At 66.1% G+C, this 19,999-nt stretch carries 16 protein-coding genes; 10 read left to right on the top strand and 6 right to left on the bottom strand.

Annotated features, from left to right (window positions below):
- Positions 1 to 107 precede the first annotated feature (107 nt).
- Together C8K14_RS10390 and C8K14_RS10395 are read right to left on the bottom strand one after the other, a co-directional pair.
- Positions 108 to 887: a hypothetical protein gene (locus C8K14_RS10390; RefSeq protein WP_133726791.1), complete on the bottom strand. Its 780-nt coding sequence runs from the start codon at positions 885 to 887 to the stop codon at positions 108 to 110.
- Positions 887 to 3,307, bottom strand: coding sequence for a TonB-dependent receptor (locus tag C8K14_RS10395; protein ID WP_107716610.1), 2,421 nt, complete (start codon positions 3,305 to 3,307; stop codon positions 887 to 889). The genes C8K14_RS10390 and C8K14_RS10395 overlap by 1 nt, the downstream gene beginning before the upstream one ends.
- A 528-nt stretch (positions 3,308 to 3,835) precedes the next feature.
- Here C8K14_RS10395 and C8K14_RS10400 point away from each other — a divergent pair.
- From C8K14_RS10400 to C8K14_RS10410, 3 genes are all read left to right on the top strand, one after another.
- Entirely contained in the window at positions 3,836 to 5,179 is a 1,344-nt protein-coding gene (locus C8K14_RS10400; protein WP_107716611.1) for a helix-turn-helix domain-containing protein, read from the top strand.
- 93 nt (positions 5,180 to 5,272) lie between these two features.
- Positions 5,273 to 5,809, top strand: a complete 537-nt coding sequence (locus tag C8K14_RS10405) for a MarR family winged helix-turn-helix transcriptional regulator (protein ID WP_199223714.1) — start codon at positions 5,273 to 5,275, stop codon at positions 5,807 to 5,809.
- On the top strand, positions 5,806 to 6,225 hold the full coding sequence (locus tag C8K14_RS10410; RefSeq protein ID WP_107716613.1) for a thioesterase family protein: 420 nt from the start codon (positions 5,806 to 5,808) through the stop codon (positions 6,223 to 6,225). The genes C8K14_RS10405 and C8K14_RS10410 overlap by 4 nt, the downstream gene beginning before the upstream one ends.
- A gap of 51 nt (positions 6,226 to 6,276) precedes the next feature.
- On the opposite strand, the gene C8K14_RS10415 is transcribed toward C8K14_RS10410, so the two are convergent.
- Complete coding sequence (locus C8K14_RS10415) at positions 6,277 to 7,197, bottom strand: fumarylacetoacetate hydrolase family protein (RefSeq protein ID WP_107716614.1); 921 nt, start codon at positions 7,195 to 7,197, stop codon at positions 6,277 to 6,279.
- A 28-nt stretch (positions 7,198 to 7,225) separates the two neighbouring features.
- Positions 7,226 to 8,353 (bottom strand): cupin domain-containing protein, encoded by a 1,128-nt coding sequence (locus C8K14_RS10420; RefSeq protein WP_107716694.1) that lies wholly within the window; start codon positions 8,351 to 8,353, stop codon positions 7,226 to 7,228.
- 129 nt (positions 8,354 to 8,482) lie between these two features.
- On the opposite strand from C8K14_RS10420, the gene C8K14_RS10425 reads away from it, so the two are divergent.
- Positions 8,483 to 9,460, top strand: coding sequence for a carbon-nitrogen hydrolase family protein (locus C8K14_RS10425; protein WP_107716615.1), 978 nt, complete (start codon positions 8,483 to 8,485; stop codon positions 9,458 to 9,460).
- Positions 9,457 to 10,104 carry a flavin reductase family protein gene (locus C8K14_RS10430; protein WP_233251022.1) on the top strand — a complete coding sequence of 216 codons (648 nt, stop codon included), beginning with the start codon at positions 9,457 to 9,459 and terminating at the stop codon, positions 10,102 to 10,104. Before C8K14_RS10425 ends, C8K14_RS10430 begins: the two co-directional genes overlap by 4 nt.
- Positions 10,105 to 10,115: 11 nt before the next feature.
- Here the strand turns inward: C8K14_RS10430 and C8K14_RS10435 are convergent, their stop codons facing one another.
- Both C8K14_RS10435 and C8K14_RS10440 read right to left on the bottom strand, forming a co-directional pair.
- On the bottom strand, positions 10,116 to 11,603 hold the full coding sequence (locus C8K14_RS10435; RefSeq protein ID WP_107716616.1) for a serine hydrolase: 1,488 nt from the start codon (positions 11,601 to 11,603) through the stop codon (positions 10,116 to 10,118).
- A gap of 102 nt (positions 11,604 to 11,705) precedes the next feature.
- Positions 11,706 to 13,103, bottom strand: coding sequence for a hypothetical protein (locus C8K14_RS10440; RefSeq protein WP_107716617.1), 1,398 nt, complete (start codon positions 13,101 to 13,103; stop codon positions 11,706 to 11,708).
- Positions 13,104 to 13,404: 301 nt separating this feature from the next.
- On the opposite strand from C8K14_RS10440, the gene C8K14_RS10445 reads away from it, so the two are divergent.
- The 5 genes from C8K14_RS10445 to C8K14_RS10465 all read left to right on the top strand — a co-directional run bounded on the left by C8K14_RS10445 (position 13,405) and on the right by C8K14_RS10465 (position 19,899).
- Positions 13,405 to 13,785 carry a DUF6152 family protein gene (locus tag C8K14_RS10445; RefSeq protein WP_054130410.1) on the top strand — a complete coding sequence of 127 codons (381 nt, stop codon included), beginning with the start codon at positions 13,405 to 13,407 and terminating at the stop codon, positions 13,783 to 13,785.
- Positions 13,786 to 13,874: 89 nt separating this feature from the next.
- Positions 13,875 to 14,681: a hypothetical protein gene (locus C8K14_RS10450; protein ID WP_022678554.1), complete on the top strand. Its 807-nt coding sequence runs from the start codon at positions 13,875 to 13,877 to the stop codon at positions 14,679 to 14,681.
- A gap of 75 nt (positions 14,682 to 14,756) precedes the next feature.
- On the top strand, positions 14,757 to 16,076 hold the full coding sequence (locus C8K14_RS10455; protein WP_233251023.1) for a DUF4185 domain-containing protein: 1,320 nt from the start codon (positions 14,757 to 14,759) through the stop codon (positions 16,074 to 16,076).
- 80 nt (positions 16,077 to 16,156) lie between these two features.
- On the top strand, positions 16,157 to 18,331 hold the full coding sequence (locus tag C8K14_RS10460; protein WP_107716618.1) for an indolepyruvate ferredoxin oxidoreductase subunit alpha: 2,175 nt from the start codon (positions 16,157 to 16,159) through the stop codon (positions 18,329 to 18,331).
- On the top strand, positions 18,331 to 19,899 hold the full coding sequence (locus tag C8K14_RS10465) for an indolepyruvate oxidoreductase subunit beta family protein (RefSeq protein ID WP_107716698.1): 1,569 nt from the start codon (positions 18,331 to 18,333) through the stop codon (positions 19,897 to 19,899). The genes C8K14_RS10460 and C8K14_RS10465 overlap by 1 nt, the downstream gene beginning before the upstream one ends.
- The last annotated feature ends 100 nt before the right edge of the window (positions 19,900 to 19,999 follow it).

Genomic DNA, 19,999 nt, shown 5'->3' on the forward strand with positions numbered 1-19,999 from the left:
CGCGGTCCGATGGGAAGAATCTGAAGAGAGGCGACGCGCACGAAACTTCGCCGTGCGCGTCGCTATGCCTGCGTGCGCAGGCTAGGCGGCGTGGACAGGGTAGCCCCTCATGGCGTGGGCTCGGTTTTCATCTCAAGGCTGCCGTCAGTCCCCACCACCGTGCGATCGCCATCACAGACGTATTCTTCGATGCGGTAGCTCGCCGGCTCGCGCTTGTAGAGGAAGGTGAAACGATAGGGTGCGGTGAGGTACTGTGGGTCGGTAATGGTCACATCGTCGGCGAGGATGCCATCAGCCCGCAGGTGCAGACGTTCCTCCACATGCATCGCGGGCGAATGCGGGATGTCCTCATAGCGGACATCCTCACGCACGCCGGCGGTTTCCACCACGAGCACACCGCCTTCCCAGCGTCCAACCGACCGACCGAAATAGCCGGGGTTGATCGCCTCCACCGGCGGCAACGCTTCGTCAAGGTAGATGCGCCGGACCTGCGACATGAACTCGGCCAGCACGGTCACCTGCCGCAATGCCGGGTTCTGCAGAATCTGCAGCGCATAATGCGCGCCCATGATCCCAGGCACGCCCTCGGGCAGGCACTGCGAACTCGGCGTGGGCAAAGGCTTGCCGGCAGCATCTGCAGCGGCGCGGCGCTGCTCCATCGCCTGCCACTGCGCGAGGTATGGTGCGCGCAGCGGCGGCGGCACAACCTGCAGCTCGGCCGGGTCAGGCTGGCCCGAGAACGTGCCGGGATAGGGCGGATAGCGGTTCCACACCCCCGAAATGTCGGGCTCTTGCGCAGGTGCAGATGCAATTGCCGGGGCGGCGACGAGCGCCCCGGCGATTGCAAGTGCGGCTAGAATGCGCCGCTGTGCCGCAGTGAAGGCCATCACTGCCGTGCCGTCAGCGTCAGGCCGATGGTGCGCGGGCGGAAGCTGCCGGCACGGTACCAGGTCGATATCGGCGAATCGTGGTAGAGCCCCAAGATCGGCTGGCTGTCGGTGACATTGTTGACGAAGACGCTGAGGTCGATATCAGCCTTGCCCGCCTTGAACCGGCCGCCAGCGCGCAGATCGAGCTGCGACGTGGCGGGCGGACGCGGCAGCGCGGGATCGACCAGCGGGGAGTTCGTGTCGATCGGCGTGTTGTTGTGGCTGCTATAGGAATAGTCGGCACGGGCGTAGCCATCGACCGATCCCACCGGCTCGACCAGTTCGGCATTGAGCTGCAGCGACCACGGGGCCACCGCGAAAGGCTCGCCCGCGCGACGGATCGTGGTGCCGCCGGGGCCCGGGATCGCGGTGGTATAGCGCGCATTGGTATAGGCCACCGAGGCACCCAGCGTCAGAGCCGGGATGGGCTTGGCGGCCAGCGACAGATCAAAGCCGTCGATCTTGGCCTTGCCCAGGTTGAGCGCGGCGTAGATCGAGCAGGTCGGCAGCGAGAACAGCGTCTGCACGTTGTTCCAGTCGATGTGATAGGCCGAGGCATCGACCGCCAGCTTGCCGCCGAACAGCCGGGTCTTGGCCCCCGCTTCATAGCTCCAGATCGAGTCGGGCTTGAGCGTCTGCGACGCCAGCGGATCAAAGCCGATCGCTGCGGCGTCGGCAGCGCAGGTCAACCCGACCGGCGGCGAGATCCCTGGTCCGCGCACGCCCTTGGCCGCACTGACATAGAACAGGTTGTTGCGATCGGCCTGGAACGACACGCCCGCCCGGGGCGTGAAGGTGCGGCTGGTCACGCCGAGGCTGTCGGTGTGGCCGGCGGTGGTATAGAGCGGACCTGCGGTGAAGCCCTCGAACTTGTAGTTGGCGATGGTGTAGCGGCCGCCCAGCGTGAGCTTCACCCGCGGCACGATCTCGTAGTCCGCCTGGGCATAGACTGCTGCCTGGCGATCGCGGTGCGTGTTGCGCTGGAACACACTGTAGCGCCCCTGATAGAGATCGACGCCATAAGCATCGGCGAGCGATGCATATTCCGGGTCACCGGCCTGCCGCTGACTATAGTTGACCACGTCGAGCAGCTGCGGATCGCTGCCAGCATACTGGTCGCGCACGAACGAGCGCTGGTAGAAGGCGCCGATGATCCAGTTGAACCGCGCGTTGGCGTTGTCGTTCTGCAGACGCAGTTCCTGGGTGAACGCGGTCTGCTTTGTGTTGCTGGCCGTACCCGGGGCGTAGTTGGCAAATTCGGCCGGTATAGTGCCGACGATATTGCCGAACAGCGAAAGGCTGAGCGTGGCGTCGTCGCTCTGGGTGCGCGTGGTACGGTGGAAGTACGAGGTATCAGACACCAGTGTCGCCCCGCCCAGCGACAGCTCGACCTTGAGCGCAGGCAGATAGAAGCGGTCGGAATGGCTCTCGGGCTTGGTGTTGAGGCTCAGCCGCTGGTCCCCGCGCGAGAGGTCGGACTGCGCAACCTCGAACCGCGACCCGTCGGCGATGTCCTGGTACTGGTAGAAGATCGAAGGCGTGATCGTCAGCGTCTCGGTGGGTTTCGCCCCCACCGCCAGCCGTGCCGAGACCGTATTCGAACTGTTGATGTCCTTCTGCGTCACCTGCTTGGTGGTGCGATCGAGACGATCGATGTAACCGCCGTCGTGACGCATCCAGCCGCTGGCGCGGAAGCCGATCTTGTCGGTAATGATCGGCGCGCCCACCGCCACGCCGCCTTCATAGCTTTCGGCGCCGTTCTTGGTCGTGGCCACTTCGGCACGGTCGTACATCGAGACCGTATCATAGCTGGGCTTGGGCATGATGAAGCGCAGCGCGCCGCCCACCGACCCGCTGCCGAACAGCGTGCCCTGCGGCCCACGCAGCACTTCCACGCGCTCGAGATCGAAGACCTGCGGATAGGGATTGCTTAGCGAGGGGCTCACGCCAACGCGGGTCTGCACCGGGGTATCGTCGATATAGACGCCGGTGGTGGGAATGCCCGACGAGGAATCCACGCCGCGGATCGCAATCGTGGTCTGGCCGGTGCCATAGAGCACCGCGGTCTGGCCGAACGAGACCCCCGGGGTGATCTGGGCGATATCGGCAATCGAACGTACGCCCTGCGCGTCGAGTTCGGCGCTGGTCTTGGCGACCACGCTGGCAGGCACACGGCTCAGCGACTGTGCCTTGCGCGTGGCAGTAACGATGATTTCCCCCACCTGGCCGTTGCTCGGCGTGTCGGTGGGCGGCACCGTCGCGCCCGGCGGCGTGGCAACATCGCCGACCTGCTGTGCCAGCGCGGCCAGCGGGGCAATGATTGTTGAAGACGCAAGAAGGAGGGCCGCGCGACGCGCGGCAACGGAACGATCTGTCATGATAATGCTACTCCCCGATAGCGGAACGCGCCTCCTTGTTGGAGTATCGCGAGTGAGGCTCTTATGAGTGGCCGATAGTGTTACCTAGTTTACATTATATGGCAATATGCTTGTTTTGTTGATTATTTGCAACAAAAGGGGTTTAGCTCGATCTTGCTGATTTATGAGGGCAACTGGCCTTTTTTGCAGTTTCCGGCCGCAGCCCAAAACCGAGGTAGCGCCAACAAATGAACATAATTGTTGCATAATTTATACAAATATCAGTTTTTACGATATTTTGTTTTGTTATGATCACCAGTTTGCCTAGCATCGGGTACGGCGGGGGCGATTGATTCGCGCCGCCCGCCCAGCCGGCTAGGCGAGAGACTGGCGCCATCGCCTTGAGGAGCGAGGCTGGCCGCATCATAGACTTTGTTTTAACCTTAAAGTAAATCAAAATTTGGCGTTTTCATCACGATGCAGGTAAAGCAACAGCGATGTCGCGTCGGTCGCCGCGGATGAACCCGGCCATGAGGGAGAGACCGGATCGTGGAGAACCCCGCAAATCCCCCGCCAAAAGCCGCTGACACGGGCGACCATGCGGCAGCCCGCCTTGCCGAAGAGATTGCCCGCGTACGCGCGGTTCTCGCCGCCAGCCGCTCAGCCGTGCAGTTGCGCCTGTTCGACTACCTTGCCGCGCGTTCGGGCGATGCACGCGCGCCCAAGGAAATCGAGATCGCGCATGCCGTGTTCGGCGGCGACGAATCGACCGACGCAGCCGCCGACTCCGGTGTGCGCGTTTATGTCCACCGCCTGCGCAAGCGCCTTGAAGACCACTATCGCGGGCAGCCCGGTGCGCGTCTCGTCATTCCCAAGGGCGAATATCGCCTCGTGCTTGCCGAGGTCGAGGCCGCGCAGGCCAATGCAGGCTTTACGGCACCGGACCTGGCCGAGACAGCATCGCTCCGCGCGCCCGCCATCGCCCCGCCGCCGGTGCGGTTTCGAAGGATGCCGCCCGGCGCAGTTCCGGCCCTGCTGGGGCTGGCGTTATGCTGCCTTACCATCGCGGCCGGTTTAGCGGTTTACGCCTGGCCATGGTCGCACGGGGCAGGTGGCGAGCCCGACGATGAACGGCTGCGCAACACCGCACTGTGGCGCAATCTCGGCGCAGGCGTCCCTGTGCTGGTCGTGGCCGGCGACGCCTATGCCGCCGCCGAAACCGGCGACCAGCGCAACGTGCAGCGCATGATCCTCGACCCGCGCATCGCCTCGCGGGAGGAACTGGGACAGCACATCCGCAGCCATCCCGACCAGTTCTACCGGCTCTATGACTTCGACCTGCATTTCACGCCGGTGCCGACCGCCCTCGCCGCCTGGAACATCGAGGCGACGCTTCCCCACGAGTCCACCGGAACGCGCCGAATTGCCTCGATCGTGCCTGCCTCCGCGCTGACGCCTGCGCTCCAGCAAGGCGCTGACATCGTCTACGTTGGCCACCTTGCCGACATGGGCACGCTCTCTGCGCCGCTCGCGGCCGCCAGCAGCCTGCGTTTCGACCGACCCGGCGCGATCGTCGATCCCGCTGCGGCACGCGTCTGGCAAGCCTCGCTACCCGCGCCCGACAACACCCCGCACGTGCGCGATGCCGTGACCACCGACTATGGGTATCTTGCCAGCCTGACCGCCCCCGGCGGGCGAGCGCTGTTGGTGATTGCAGGTTTGGGCGATGTTGCCACGGCCCAGTTGGCCGGGCTGGCCACCAGCGCGCAGGCGCTCGGCCAGATCGCGGTGCATACCGGCAACCGCCCCCATTTCGAGGCGGTCTTTGCCATCGACACACGCGACGGCATCGCCGTTTCGCGCCGCCTGCTGTTGGCGCGCGCACTGCGCTGAGCAGGCAGGCAATATGCACCCAGCCGGTTGGCACACATGATCCACTTGGCGGCTTGGCTTTTATGCTTTAAGCCTAAAGAAAGAGGAGATCTGATGCCAACCCCTGCCCCGGGCAACGAGCCGCCCGCAGTCACCGCTACCGACAATCTGACCGCCGCCGACGGCCCTGCGACACGCGCCCCATTGCCCGGCGCCGGATCAGCCACGCTTCGCATGTGGGTGCGCCTGCTCGCCTGCGCCAAGATTGGCGAGAAGCAGTTGCGCCGCAAGTTCGATGAGCAGTTCGATACCACCCTGCCCCGCTTCGACGTGCTCGCCGCCCTCGATCGCGTGCCCGAGGGCCTGAGCATGAGTGCGTTGTCGCGCGCGCTGCTAGTCTCCAACGGCAACGTGACCGCAATCGTGCGCCAGTTGCAGGCCCAGGGCTTGGTCGCCTCGCGCACAGACCCGCACGACGCACGCTCGGCGATCGTCTCGCTCACGCCCGCCGGCCAGCGCCAGTTCGATACCCTCGCCACCGCGCACCACGCCTGGATCGCCGCGATGCTGCGCGATGTCCCGGCCGAGCGGGTAGACCAGCTCGTGCGCAGCCTTGGCGAATTGCGCGCCATCCTGGAAGAGCAGACATGACCCGTTTCACCACCACTGCCCTCGTCCGCTTCGCACATGTCGATGCGGCCGGGATCGTCTTCTACCCGCGCTATTTCGAGATGCTCAACGGTGCGGTGGAAGACTGGTGCGCCCAGGGCCTCGGGGCCGATTTTCGTGCACTGCACGACATCCGCGGGATCGGCGTGCCCACCGTCGGTCTCGAGGCCGAATTCCACAGCCCCAGTCGGCTCGGCGACATGCTCGATATCGCGCTGGTCCCGCTCCATGTCGGGCGCAGCAGCTGCCGGCTTGAGCTGACGTTCTCGTGCGGCGGCGAAACGCGCCTCATTGCCCGCGTCACGCTGGTGTGCACCGACCTTGCCGAGATGCGCAGCACGCCGTGGCCTGACGATATCCGCGCGCGCATGACCGGGACAGCCCCGGTTGCTGCCTGATCAGTCCGCGCCCCGCTTTGTACAGGCGGGGCGCGGACTGATGCGGCCATGTCAGGCTGCTATCACCGGGTGGCGCAATGTGCCGATCCCTTCGACGCAGGCAACGATGGTGTCGCCCGGCCAGACCCATTCCTGTGGATCACGGCCCGCCCCCACACCCGCAGGCGTTCCGGTGGCGATGATATCGCCGGGCTCGAGCGTGATGCCCTGGCTGATGTCCGCCACCAGTTCGTCTACCTTGAACAGCATGTAGGCAGTGTTGCTGCGCTGCTTTTCCACACCGTTGACAGTCAGCCACAGGTCGAGCGTCTGCGGATCGGGAATCTCGTCGGCGGTCACGACCACGGGACCCATCGGGCAGTAGGTATCCTGCCCCTTGGAATAGATCCACTGCCCGGCACGGCGGCAGTCGCGCGCGCTCATGTCGATGCACACGGTATAGCCGAACACGTGGGCCAGCGCGTCATCGCGCCGCACGCGGCGGGCGGTGGTGCCAATGATCGCGGCCAGTTCCACTTCCCAGTCGAGTTGACGGGTGATCGCAGCGTCATGGCGGATAGGCTCGTCCGGCCCGATCACGCTGGTAGGCGGCTTGGAGAAGATCACTGGCTGGCGCGGCAGGTCGGCGGAGGTATCAAGCGAGCGCGCGCTTTCGGCGACGTGTTCGGTATAGTTGAGGCCGATGCCGAACACGTTCTTGCGCGGACGGGGGATCGGCGCGAGCAGACGCACATTGGCCAGTGGCAGCGCGGTGCCCAGCGGGAAGAGGTCGCCTTGCTCGGCAATCAGCGCCGTGATCGTAGTGATCGCGCCAGGACCGAGGTCGATCAGATCAAGCATGCGCGAGGGTAGATCCACTCCGCGCGCCGCGCCAAAGCGGGCGAGATCGAGCACCAATGTCGCTTCGGCGCCCACCAGGACGCCAAGGCGCGCTTCGGCTTCCGCCGTAGCGCGGTAGGTAACCAGTCGCATTGCAATTCCTTCCATGGTTCGGTTCGTATCAGGCGATGAGGGGTTGGTGGCCGCCGTTGTCTCCGAAGGCCTCTTCGCGATAGAGGCCCAGAGCACGCATCACCGGCAGGTCGTGGAATGCGAAGAGGCAGGCGTCCTCACGATCAGAGGCGTTGGCATGTTCGTGGTACATCCAGGCGGGCACCACGAAAATGTCGCGCTCCTTCCAGTCGAACCGTCGGCCGTTGATGATCGACCAGCCGCTGCCTTTGCAGCACTGGTAGACGAAGCTGCCCGTCTGGCGATGCGCGCGCGTGCGCTCGCCGGGACGCAGCATCTGCATGTGCGCACCAATGGTCATCATCACCGGACCACCGGTGTCGGGATTGACGTATTCCATCAGCACCCCGTCAAAAGGAGAACCGTCGGTCACCGCGGCATAGCGCTGCAACGCCTCGTAGGTGGGCGCCCATTCGTACTTGAGCAGCGGCGAATAGCGTTTTTCCCAGGTAGATCCCCAGGGCCTGAGCCCGGGGTTGCCCCAGGTATGGACCGAGGCATCGACCGGGTAGCGCATCGCCTGGGACAAGTCGGGGTGCACCTCGTAGAAGTTTACCTCGAGGGCGTTCATCAGCGGGATGTCGAGCCCATCCTGCCAGATGCACACGCTGCCATCCTCGGCCACGCCATGTTCGTGCCAGGTCCCGTTGGGCGTCAGCACGAAGTCGTTTGCGCCCAGCGTCATCTTCTGCCCGTCGACGTTGGTGAACGCGCCAGTGCCTTCCATGATGAAGCGCAGCGCCGAGGCGCTGTGGCGGTGCGACGACGCGCATTCGCCCGGCTTCATGACCTGCAGCCCCGAATAGAGCCAACCGACGGCGGCGACCACATCCTGACGCCCGGGATTTTCCAGATAGATCACCCGACGCCCCGCCTGCTCAGGGGTAACGAGATCGAGCGCTCGCAGCACGTCGGCGCGCAGATCTTGGTAACGCCACAGCATGGGTTGCGAGGTCGAGGCAGGCTCCCACGGCTCGATCTTGTTGGCCACCGTCCACAGCGCGCCTGTACCCAGCGTCGCGAGCCGGCGGTAGTAGGCCACCAGCTCGGGTGTGTCTGCCACGTTGGCGCGGCCGATCCGATCCTCGCGATAGCTGTCGTATGCCTTGGTAGTCACCGCACTCTCCATCGCGCCAACGAGGCCCGGGCCTCGTCCACAAATTTATTATAGGCTTAAAATATCTTGCTTCGGCGGCGCTGGCAAGCCATCAGTTGCAGCGCAATGCCACCTGCCGAGGAGCCCCGCATGACAAAGCCGTTTCGCGCCGCCGTGGTCCAGGCCGCCGCCGTTCCCGATGATTCGCTGGCCTCGGCCGAACGCGCGGCCGCGCGGGTGCGGCAGGCAGCCGCCCAAGGCGCGCGGCTGGTCGTCTTTCCCGAGGCATTCATCGGCGGCTATCCCAAAGGGGCCACTTTCGGCGCGCCCGTGGGTCTGCGCCGGCCCGAGGGACGCGAGGATTACCGCCGCTATCACGCCAACGCGATTGCGCTCGATGGCCCCGAGGTCGCACTCCTGGCCGAGGCAGTGCGCGAGACCGGCGCCTTCGTGGTGATCGGCGTGATCGAGCGCGACGGCGGCACCGTCTATTGCACCGCGCTGTTCCTCGACGGCGAACGCGGCTTGGTGGGCAAGCACCGCAAGCTCATGCCGACGGGCGCCGAACGCCTGATCTGGGGCTTTGGCGACGGCTCGACGCTGCCGGTGATCGACACGCCGCTTGGCCGGATCGGCGCAGTCATCTGCTGGGAAAACTACATGCCGATGCTGCGCATGGCGATGTACGGCCAGGGCGTGACGCTCTACTGCGCCCCCACGGCCGATGACCGCGATACCTGGCCAGCTTCGATGCAGCACATCGCGCTGGAGGGCCGCGCTTACGTGCTCTCGGCCTGCCAGCACATTACGCGCGGTGCCTACCCGGCCGATTTCGACTGTACGCTGGGCAACGCCCCCGAAACCGTGCTGTTGCGCGGCGGTTCGATGATCGTCTCACCGCTGGGCCGCGTGCTCGCCGGGCCCGACTATACGCCCGATACCATCCTCTATGCCGACATCGATCCCGACGAGGTGATCCGCGGCAAGTTCGATTTCGACGTGGCCGGGCATTACGCCCGCCCCGACGTGTTCTCGCTGCATGTCGATGCAACCGCGCGGCAGCCGGTCTGCTTCGACACCGGGCCCGCCAACGAGCGCGCCGCTTCAACCACTTTGCCAGGGGCATGACGCCGATGCAGTTCGATTTCACCAATCTCGACGCGCCCTCCCGCTACAAGCTGATGGCCGCTGCGATCACCCCGCGCCCGATCGCCTGGCTCACCACGCAATCTCCGCAAGGCGTGCGCAACGCCGCCCCCTACAGTTTCTTCAACATGATGGGTGCGGCACCGCCTCTGGTCGCGGTCGGCCTGATGCGCCGCCCCGATGGCACGCACAAGGACAGCGCGCACAACATCCTCACCACGCGCGAATTCGTGGTCAATCTGGTGGCCGAACACGATGCCGCAGCAATGAACTTCACCTGCATCGACGCCCCGCCCGACTGTGACGAGTTGGCCGCGGCAGGCGTTGCCGTCGCCGCCAGCACCGCGATTGCCCCACCGCGGATCGCCAGCGCACCGGTGTCGATGGAATGCCGGCTGTTCCAGGCGATCGAGGCGGGTACATCGACAATCGTGCTGGGCGAAGTGGTGCGCTTTCACGTCCGCGACGACCTCGTCGATCCCGCGCGGCTCCATGTAAATACACTGGCGATGAACCTTATCGCGCGCATGCATGGCGGCGGCTGGTATGCCCGATCGACCGACCTGCTGCAGCTCGAACGCCCGATCTGGGCGGAATGGCAGGGCATGCTGCACGCGGGTGGCTAGGCCCGGATCTGTCAGAGCGGCGCGTCCCACGCCGCGACGGGCGTGATCGCCAGGTCCGTGATGCGATCGTCCGCCGTTGTCGCCAGCGTCACATCGACAATTCCGCCGTCATAGCGCGCGCGATAGCGCCAGGCCGGACCGCCGCAGGCACTGGTGTGCGCGAAGGGCGCGAGCGCCTCCAGCCGGCCAAGCGGCGCTACCACCCCGGCATATTGCCCCACCATCTCCTTGAGATCGAGCGCGGCATAGTGGGCGAAGGCAGCGGGCTCCACGCGGTTTTCCGCAATGGCGCCCAGCACTTTGCGCACCCGCGCGTTCATCGCCGCCACCGGCGCGGTCGCCCGGTCGGGCAGCGGCTCTGCCTTTGGCCGGGCCAGCGCCGGCACGGTCAGCGCGGCGATCAGGCGTGCCAGCGTCTCGGCGTCGGCGCCCTCGCCGTTGGCGAGTACCGCCACGGTCAGACCTTGCGCACCATAGCGGATGGCAAATGTCTGGAAACCCTGCCAGCTGCCGCCATGCCACCAGGTGCGCCCATCGACATACCAGCCCAGGCCATAGCCACAGGTTGCGCCACCGGGCAGGCGTGCGGCCTCGCCCATTTGCGCCCACGACCGCGGCGACAGCACGGCGCCCCGACTCATCGCCCCGGCCCAGGCGGCATAGTCCAACGCCGACAGGTAAAGCGAGCCATCGGCGGTGGAATTGGCTGCGGCAGAGATCCATTCGGCGTTGCGCAACTGTCCGTCACGGCGCTCGTAGCCGGCGGCGCGGCCAGGGATGATCGCCAATTCGTCGATCCCACGCGCACGCGTCATGCCCGCAGGGGCAAAGACTTCTTGGGCAAGGTAGGCGGCATAGGGCCGCCCGGTGATCCGCCGGATCGCCTGCCCCAGCACCACGTAATCGACATAGCCAAACCGCCAGCGCGTGCCGGCGGCGAAGTTGAGATCTTCGTGCGCGATGATGTCGAGCATCTGCGCATCGGTATATTCTACGCGGAAATCACCGTTGGGCGTCGCCGGCAACCCGGAGGTGTGGGACAGCATCTGCCGCACTGTGACAGGCTGCCAGCGCGCGGGCAGTTCGGGCAGGATTGCCCGGATCGATCGGTCAAGATCGAGGCGGCCCTGTTCGGCCAGCCGCAGCACGCCGGCCGCGGTGAACTGCATGCCCAGCGCCCCGGTCTTGAACAGCGTATCGGCATGCACTGGCACGCCATGTTCAAGGTTGGCGATACCGAAGCCCTCGACTCGCAGCGGCACTCCGTCCTTGACGATGGCGATGGCGATGCCGGGCACGTCGCCACGCGCGCGTTCGGCCTCCACCGCGCGCGCCACCGGGTCGTCGGCGGCCGGAGGGGTGGCGAACGTCTCGGCACGGCTTGGCCGGACGATCGCCAACGCCGCAACCGCCGCGACCAGCACCAGCAGCGCCGGGATGGTGGAAGAGTGCGTCTTGAAACGAACGGGCCTTTGCCCGCGAAACAGGGTCTGGTTCATGCTGCCCACGATGCCCGCGGGCCACGGCGGGCCCAATGGCGCATTCGGCCCCGAACGCGGCGAATGCGGCCGCGCCCGATCTGGTGGCCATGCCGTGTCGTTTCAGTGTACCGGGGCCGTAGTGGCCGCGATCGGGTGATACTCGGGCGCAGGGGCGGCGTTGTCCCAGATGCCCTGCGATCGGGTGGGACGATCGACCACCAGACTTGCGCCCAGGTTGGCATTGCCCAGCGTGCGCACTTGGAACAGTGCCTCGAACCCGCCGCCACACCCGATCCGTCCCTGCCGCAGGCCGCGTAGCCGCCCTGTATCGGTGGCAAGATCCGCCATCTCGCGCAGGCCTGGATCGCGCAGCGCGGCGATCACCAGCACGGTATTACCCGCCGGGCCGGGCAGGCAGGCAAGGTAGCCATAATCGCGCCGCGCGATGCGTTGGTCGCGCAGTTCCAATCCGTCGCTGTGATAGGGCTTGCCGCCCTGCGCATCGACCAAGCTGTCGAGCCCGGCATCGAGGCGAAAGCCCGAGGCCTGCGCCAGCGGATCGCGCAGCAGCGCGCCAATGCCGCTCAACTGCCCGACATAGACCACGTCGGAAACCTTGAGCACGTCGGGCGTCAGCTGCGAGGCAGCGATCAGGCGGATCGGGCGCTGGGCGAAGGCCGGGTCGCGCAGCAACGCCGCACGGATCGTGGCCGCTGCCGTCATCGTCGCGCTGGTAACATAGTGCTGATCGCGGTCTGTCACGGCGCTGGCAGTCTGGGGGTTGAGCATCTGGAAAATGATCAGATCCTCGCGCGTGGGGACGGCATGATCCCAAACCAAGCGCGCCGGCATGCCCGAAGCGGGGGTTTCGGCGAAGAAGTAATAGTCTCCCATCACCACGGTGATCGGTCGCGATGCCCCGGCCAACGCCGACCATGGCGCGGTGCCTTCAAGCCTGTCACCCGCCCCGCGCTGCCAGCGCACCACCAGCGCGCTGCCCAGCACGAGAGCGACCACGGCCAGGACGGCGACGAGGGCTATCACCCAGGGTCGCGTCGGGCCGGTGCCGGGCAGTACAACCGGCGGCTGCGCAGTGATCGCGCCTTGATGCTGTGCAGGCATTGCGGCATCGACCAACATCAGGCGATAGGTGCCTACCGGCAGGTGCAGCCTAGGGCCCGGTTCGTGGGCAAACTCGGTCTCGATCAGACGACGCAGACGGTGGACATAGACCCGCACGTTGGCGTCGGGGCGGTGCGCTGCACTGCGTCCATCGGCAAAGACCTCCGCAGCGATCTGCGCCTCGGACGGGGCGGCGGCATCGCGTGCCCGCGCCGCCAGATGGTCGAACAGCGCAAGCAGCTTGTCCGATCGGCTGCGTTCGAGTGCATCGCGCATCCGTGCCACTGCCACGCCGAAGCCGGTATCGCTGCCGTCACCGACGGCATCTTCGCGCCCGCCGTTGGGCGGCGCTGCGGGCGAATCGGGTGGTATATCTGGGGGCGGAATCGCTGGCACAGGCCTCTCAAAAAATGCAACAATGCATGCTTAAATACGCATGTTGTTTCGATTTGGAAATAACTTCGCGCGAATTCTGGAGTCCATTGCGCGCCGGTCATACCGATCCGCCAGCCCCAGAATGCAGTGCTTGTAACGGTTTCACAACAGTAATCCCGTCGCGCGAGCCGTCACTGTCCGCCAGCGTTGCATTACCGGTTGCACGGTTGCCGAAACGCGGGCGGACAAGGGCTGAACCAGCCGAATGCACACCGCCGCCGCCCGGCCCAGCGCCCAGACGCCACACAAGAGGAGCTTACCCATGATCCGGATCAGCAAGACGGCCGCCGCTCTCGTCGGCATCGTCATTCTGGCCCTCGCCACCCCGGCTGTTGCCCACCATTCCTTCGCGATGTTCGACCAGACCCGGATCGATACCAAGCGCGGCGCCACCGTTGCCGAGTTTCGCTTTACCAACCCGCATTCCTTCGTGGTGGTCAATGTCAACGAGGGCGGCGCCGTCACGCGCTATGCGCTCGAATGCAGCAGTGTGAATATGATGAGCAAGGTCGGCTGGAAGTTCAACACGCTCAAGACTGGCGACAAGGTGGATATCGCCTTCTACCCGCTTCGCAATGGCAAGCCCGGCGGCATGCTCAAGACCATCAAGGTCGCCGACGGGCGCACGCTGAGCGGCTGGTAAGGCCGGCGCGGCTGTCGAGACGACCACAGCGCCCACACCAAAAATGCCAACGACGCGGCGCATGTGATGCGCCGCGCAGGGAGATCACTATGCACCTGCGCCCCTCCATCCTATTGGCCGCCTGCGCCGCCGCGCTGATCGCCGGCAGTGCCACTGCGGCACCGGCCCATGCAAGCCGCCCTGCTCCGGCAAAACCTGCCGCCGCCAACGCGCAGCCCGACATCAGCGGCGTGTGGGAGCTCTATCCCGATCCCTTCGCCGGCGACGAGAACACGTTCCGTGAATTGCCGGTGCCCGGCGACGGGCCGAAACTGCGCGAACCCTATGCCAGCCAATGGAAGGCCCAGCGCGCCAAGCGCGATGCCGCACTCAAGGCGGGCAAGCCGCTGGTCGATCCCAGCACGCAGTGCCTGCCCGAAGGCATGCCGGCAATCATGGGCGCGATCTTTCCGCTCGAAATTCTCCAGACGCCGGGCCGGGTCACCGTGCTCGCCGAATTTCTCACCCAGACCCGGCGCATCTACCTTGGCCGCCAACAGCCCGCGCTCGATGACATCAATCCCTCGTTCTACGGTCTTGCCACCGGCCGCTGGGAGGGTGACACACTTGTCGTGACCACGCGTGGGGTGAAGGAGGACGTGCGGTTCTTCGAGATCCCGCACAGTGCCGAGATGACGATCACCGAGCGCATCCGTCGCACTGGTCCGAATCTCATGGAAGACCAGATCACCATCGATGATCCCAAGATGCTGATCGAGCCCTATCGCTTCACCTATGGGTACAAGCGCAACCCCACCTACGAGATGCAGGAATACTTCTGCGACCGCGAGGACCCGCTGTTCAAGGTGACCAGCGACGGCACGGTCGAGATGAAGGACACCGACGAGATCAAGTAGGCCGTCGCGGGTCTGCACCGCCGGGCCGGTCGCGCGCGGCTGGCCCGGATTTCCATGGCGGAGGAGCCCAAGACGATGAGTGACCGGCGCACGTTCCTGCAAGGATCGCTGGCGAGCCTGGCCACCGGCATGGCCGGCATGCCCACGCCGGCCAGTGCGAACCCGGCGCACCGCCAGGTCATCGGCGCGGTACGGCGCGAGGACACGATCGTGCGCCTCGGTGGCCTGGGCGACGGCTACAAGATGACGCTGCGCCCTGACGGCACGCAGCTCGTCGTGGTCAATGATGGGCCGGGCTGGAACAACCCGCCCACCACCTTCTACAACACCCGGCTGTGGACCGTTTCGGGCAACCCGCCCGCGCCGCGCTTCGCCATGCTGCCGGGCTATCCCGATCTCGATCGCGACGCCCGGCCCGACGCGCCACGCTATTATGGCCACGGCGTGATCCAGGTCGGGCAGCGAATCTATCAGTTCGTCGCCACGCACGATGCCGCCCGGGATCGCCCGCAGCGCTGGCGCGGGGCCAAGCTGATCCTGTCGGACGACGGCGGCACAACCTGGCGGAACCGCGACGGCACTACCCCCGTGGTGTGGGAGGACTGGGCCGAGCAGCGACGCGGGCCCTTCACTTTTTTCGACGAGCCCGACGGTGCGCTTTCGCTGCTGACCTTCCTCCAGCAGATGCGCGGGCAGCCCCCCGCTCCCGGTGGTTGGCTCATGCTCTATGGGCTCGATGGCAACACCGATGGGCGGATGAACCATCTGCTATTGCTGCGCGTGCCAGTCGATGCCGTGACCGATCGCGCGGCCTACCGCTTCTTTGCGGGTCGGGACGCCATGGGCCAGCCGATCTGGTCGGCCGACATTGCCGCACGCCGCCCGGTGCACCGCTTTCCGCCCGGCTGGGTCAACCATGCCAACCTCTTCCCCGGCGACCTCGTGGTCGAAAGCTGGCTGCCGAGCGTAGTCTACAACGCCCCACTCGGGGTCTACATGATGGCGAGCGCGGGCATTGGCGTGGGGGCCGACGGAACAGAATTCGGCAGGTCCAGCTATTTCGGGCTGTGGGTATCCCCCTCACCCTGGGGACCATGGCGCCAGATCCACGAGGAAGCAGCCTGGTGCCCAGGCGGAGACCAGCACGCGCGCGCCTATGCCCCGCAGATCGCGCCGGGCTGGATCGCAGCCGATGGGCGCTCTTTCTGGCTGGTTTGGTCAGACCTTCGCGGCATCCACGCCTTTGGGCATGACGAGGCGCTGCTCGATGCCGCCCTTGCCAAGGCCAGTACACCTGCCGAGCGCGCCACGATCGAGACCCACTTCCTGCAACAGTACATGCCAGGCTTCTCGTTCAACGCCCAACGCGTCGATCTGCGCCTCGCCCCAGCCTGACGGCGGCGGTCGTGCACATCGCACCGATTGACATGCCCTCCATATAAATGTATGCGCATGCATATATATGGAGGGCAGGAATGGCCGAGCGTTCGTTTGCACGTGAAGTGGAGCATCTGCGGCTGGGGGCGGGCGAGGAATTTCGTGGGGAAGCGATCCTCGCGATTACCAAGGGCCTGCTTCAGGCGGGCGTAGCCTATGTTGGCGGCTATCAGGGCTCGCCGATCTCTCACCTCATGGACGTCCTCGCCGATGCGCAGGACATCCTCGGCGAGTTGGGCGTAAACTTCCAAAGCTCGGCCAACGAATCCACCGCTGCGGCCATGCTCTCGGCCTCGGTGATGTACCCCTTGCGCGGCGCGGTGGCGTGGAAATCGACCGTGGGCACCAACGTTGCGTCCGACGCGCTCGCCAACCTGGCCTCAGGCGGCGTCACTGGCGGAGCCATGGTCATCATCGGTGAGGACTACGGTGAAGGTTCCTCGATCATGCAGGAACGCACCCACGCATTCGCGATGAAATCGCAAATGTGGCTGCTCGACCCGCGCCCCGACCATGCCTGCATCGTCGACCTGATCGAGAAGGGCTTCCAACTGTCCGAGGCGTCGAACACCCCGGTCATGCTCGAGGTACGCGTGCGCACGTGCCACATGCATGGTACCTTTGTGTGCAAGGACAACGTGGCCCCCGCCTTCACGCTCGAGGATGCGCTCGCCCATCCCCAGCGCGATCTCGACCGGATCGTACTGCCTCCGGCGGCCTATGCCCACGAACACGAGAAGATCGCGCAGCGCCTTCCAGCCGCGATCGCGTTTGTGCGCGACAATCGCCTCAACGAGTGGTTCGGCCCTGAGGACGATTCAGACGGGGCGCCGCCGGTGGGGATCGTGCTGCAAGGTGGCATGTACAACAACGTGATCCGCGCACTGCAGTACCTCGGGCTTTCCGATGCCTATGGCAACACGCGGGTGCCGCTCTACGTACTCAACGTCACCTATCCACTGATAGACAGCGAAATCGTTGCCTTTGCCAATGGCAAAAAGGCGATCCTGATGGTCGAGGAAGGGCAGCCCGACTATCTCGAGCAGGCGGTCAACACCATCGCCAATCGCCAAGGCCTGACCACCCGCGTGCGCGGCAAGGACGTGCTGCCGATGGCAGGGGACTATTCGGTGCAGGCGATCCTTGCGGGCATTGACGCATTCCTTGCAACCGAGGCGCCACGCCTGCTGGGCAATCGCCCGCCGTTGCCCGATGCACGCCCTGCCCTCGACCTGCCGGTCGTGGCCCGCTTGCGCGAGACGGTGCCGGCGCGTCCGCCAGGATTGTGCACCGGCTGCCCGGAACGCCCCATCTTCGCCGCGATGAAGTTGGTCGACCAGGAACGCGGCGCGCACCACGTCTCGGCCGACATCGGCTGCCACCTTTTCTCGATCCTGCCGCCATTCAACATCGGCAACACCACGATGGGGTTCGGCCTCGGCGGCGCCTCGGCCGCAGCGTTCGGACGCAAGACCACGGGCAAGCGTTCGATCGCGGTGATGGGAGACGGCGGCTTCTGGCACAACGGCCTGACCAGCGGGATCGGCAACGCGGTTTTCAACAAGCACGACGGCGTGTTCCTGATCGTCGACAACTTCTATTCCTCGGCCACCGGCGGGCAGGACATCCTCTCGTCGCGCGCCAGCAACGCCAGCCGCAAGACCAACAACCCGATCGCCAAAGCCGTCGCGGGCATTGGCGCCACGTGGATACGCGAGGTCGATCGCACCTACGACGTCGGCCGGATGAAGGCGGTGCTCACCGAGGCCCTGACCACCCCGGAGGAAGGCCCCAAGGTCATCATCGCCAGTTCCGAATGCATGCTCAACAAGCAGCGCCGGGTGAAGCCGCAGGTGGCCAAGGCGATTAGGAGCGGCACGCGCGTGGTCAAGGAGCGCTTCGGCGTCGATGAGGACATATGCACCGGCGACCACGCCTGCATACGCCTGTCTGGCTGCCCATCGCTGTCGGTCAAACAGCTGGACGACCCGCTGCGCGATGATCCGGTGGTCACGATCGACAATACGTGTGTGGGCTGCGGCAACTGCGGCGAAGTGTCCGAGGCCGCGGTGCTGTGCCCCTCGTTCTATCGCGCCGACGTGATCCACAACCCAACCTGGTGGGACCGCGCCCGCGCGCGTGTCGCCATGGGCCTTATCACCTACCTCCAGGCGCGCCGCGACCGTGCGCGTCCCCTTGCCGGAGCCGCATGATGCCGACCGAAATTCTGCGCCTGCCGCTTGCCCCCGCCGGTGAGGCCACCGAACGCCCCATCGCCATCGCCATCGTTGCCATGGGCGGCCAGGGCGGTGGCGTGCTGACGAGCTGGATTGTCGCGCTGGCCGAGGCGGCGGGCTGGGTGGCGCAATCCACCTCGGTGCCCGGTGTGGCGCAGCGCACCGGCGCCACGATCTATTATGTCGAGATGATGCCTATGCGTGGCGGTCGCAAGCCGGTGCTGGCGCAGATGCCCACGCCGGGCGATGTCGACGTGGTGCTGGCGTCGGAATTCATGGAGGCGGGCCGCTCGATCCTGCGCGGCATCGTCACGCCGGGGCGCACCACGCTGATCGCCTCGTACCACCGCGCGCTGTCGATCGGAGAGAAGAGCGCGCCGGGCGACGGCATCGCCGACAGCGGCGTGGTCCACGAGGCGATCGGTGCCACCGCGCGTGCGCGCATCGTCTTCGACATGAACGCGCTCGCCGTCGCCAACGGCAGCGTCATTTCCTCCGCGCTGTTCGGCGCGCTGGCGGGCAGCGGCGTACTGCCCTTCGCGCGCGAGGCCTATCACGCGGTGATTGCCGCCGATGGCAAAGGCGTGGCCGCCTCGATCCGCACGTTCGATGCAGCGTTTGCCCGCGCTGCCGGGGAAGAGGCACCGTCCCCAGCTTTGGCAGTCGCCAGCCCCGAACCCGCGCCCGTTGACGCGCACTGCGGCCCGCTTGCGTCACGGCTAATCGAGCGGCTGCCTCCCGGCGTTCATGCGATGGCGCGCGCCGGCCTCGCCAAGGTGGTGGACTTCCAGGACCCTGCCTATGGACGCGACTATTGCGGGCTGCTCGAGCAGCTCCACACGGTGGATCTTGCCGCCGGAGGAGCAGAGCGCGACCATGCCTTCACCCGCGAGGCGGCCAAATATCTCGCCCAGGCCATGGCCTATGATGACATCGTGCGCGTCGCCGATCTCAAGACACGCAGTGGCCGCCATGCCCGCATCGCCGCCGAAGCGAACGCCGCGCGAGGCACGCTGCTCCAGACTACCGAATACATGCACCCACGGCTGGAAGAGGTCGCCGGCATCCTGCCAGCCCCGCTGGCCGACTGGCTGACGCGCCGCCCCCGGCTCTTCCGCGCGATCGACCGGCGCATCAGCAAGGGCCGGCGCGTGCGCACCTATTCGGTCGGGTGGTTCCTTACGCTCTATGCGGTCGCCGGCCTCAGGCGGCTGCGACGCAGCTCGCTGCGCCACCGTCAGGAAGTGGCGCACCGCGACGCGTGGCTGGCGCTGGCCACGCGGCTGGTGGCAATCGACTACGCACTGGGGGTCGAGGCGCTGCGCTGCCGCCGCCTGGTAAAAGGCTATTCCGACACCCACGCGCGCGGACTGTCCAAGTTTGACCGCGTGATCGCCACGATCGAGACCCTCGCCGGGCGCGATGATGCGGCCGACTGGGCCCGCCGCCTGCGTGAGACCGCGGTGCGCGATGGCGAGGACAAGGATCTCGACGGGCTGATCCGCACGATCGCCTCGTTCATGGGAGCTGTCGTAGCGGCATGAGCCGGCTTGCCTGCGCCGCCCGGCTCGCGATAATAACCGGCGACCATGACTGAAGCGCCCGCCCATTCACCCCCTGCCCGATCTGTAGCGCTCGGCCGGA

Source organism: Novosphingobium sp. GV079 (assembly GCF_003058045.1).
Classification (GTDB): domain Bacteria; phylum Pseudomonadota; class Alphaproteobacteria; order Sphingomonadales; family Sphingomonadaceae; genus Novosphingobium; species Novosphingobium capsulatum.

What these genes read in the sequence shown, in the direction of transcription:
- C8K14_RS10390 (WP_133726791.1), bottom strand. Translation starts at nt 887, where the DNA reads ATGGCCTTCACTGCGGCACAGCGGCGCATTCTAGCCGCACTTGCAATC.
- C8K14_RS10430 (WP_233251022.1), top strand. Translation starts at nt 9,457, where the DNA reads ATGACGCCGATGCAGTTCGATTTCACCAATCTCGACGCGCCCTCCCGC.
- C8K14_RS10405 (WP_199223714.1), top strand. Translation starts at nt 5,273, where the DNA reads ATGCCAACCCCTGCCCCGGGCAACGAGCCGCCCGCAGTCACCGCTACC.
- C8K14_RS10425 (WP_107716615.1), top strand. Translation starts at nt 8,483, where the DNA reads ATGACAAAGCCGTTTCGCGCCGCCGTGGTCCAGGCCGCCGCCGTTCCC.
- C8K14_RS10410 (WP_107716613.1), top strand. Translation starts at nt 5,806, where the DNA reads ATGACCCGTTTCACCACCACTGCCCTCGTCCGCTTCGCACATGTCGAT.
- C8K14_RS10415 (WP_107716614.1), bottom strand. Translation starts at nt 7,197, where the DNA reads ATGCGACTGGTTACCTACCGCGCTACGGCGGAAGCCGAAGCGCGCCTT.
- C8K14_RS10455 (WP_233251023.1), top strand. Translation starts at nt 14,757, where the DNA reads ATGAGTGACCGGCGCACGTTCCTGCAAGGATCGCTGGCGAGCCTGGCC.
- C8K14_RS10450 (WP_022678554.1), top strand. Translation starts at nt 13,875, where the DNA reads ATGCACCTGCGCCCCTCCATCCTATTGGCCGCCTGCGCCGCCGCGCTG.
- C8K14_RS10395 (WP_107716610.1), bottom strand. Translation starts at nt 3,307, where the DNA reads ATGACAGATCGTTCCGTTGCCGCGCGTCGCGCGGCCCTCCTTCTTGCG.
- C8K14_RS10445 (WP_054130410.1), top strand. Translation starts at nt 13,405, where the DNA reads ATGATCCGGATCAGCAAGACGGCCGCCGCTCTCGTCGGCATCGTCATT.
- C8K14_RS10465 (WP_107716698.1), top strand. Translation starts at nt 18,331, where the DNA reads ATGCCGACCGAAATTCTGCGCCTGCCGCTTGCCCCCGCCGGTGAGGCC.
- C8K14_RS10435 (WP_107716616.1), bottom strand. Translation starts at nt 11,603, where the DNA reads ATGAACCAGACCCTGTTTCGCGGGCAAAGGCCCGTTCGTTTCAAGACG.
- C8K14_RS10460 (WP_107716618.1), top strand. Translation starts at nt 16,157, where the DNA reads ATGGCCGAGCGTTCGTTTGCACGTGAAGTGGAGCATCTGCGGCTGGGG.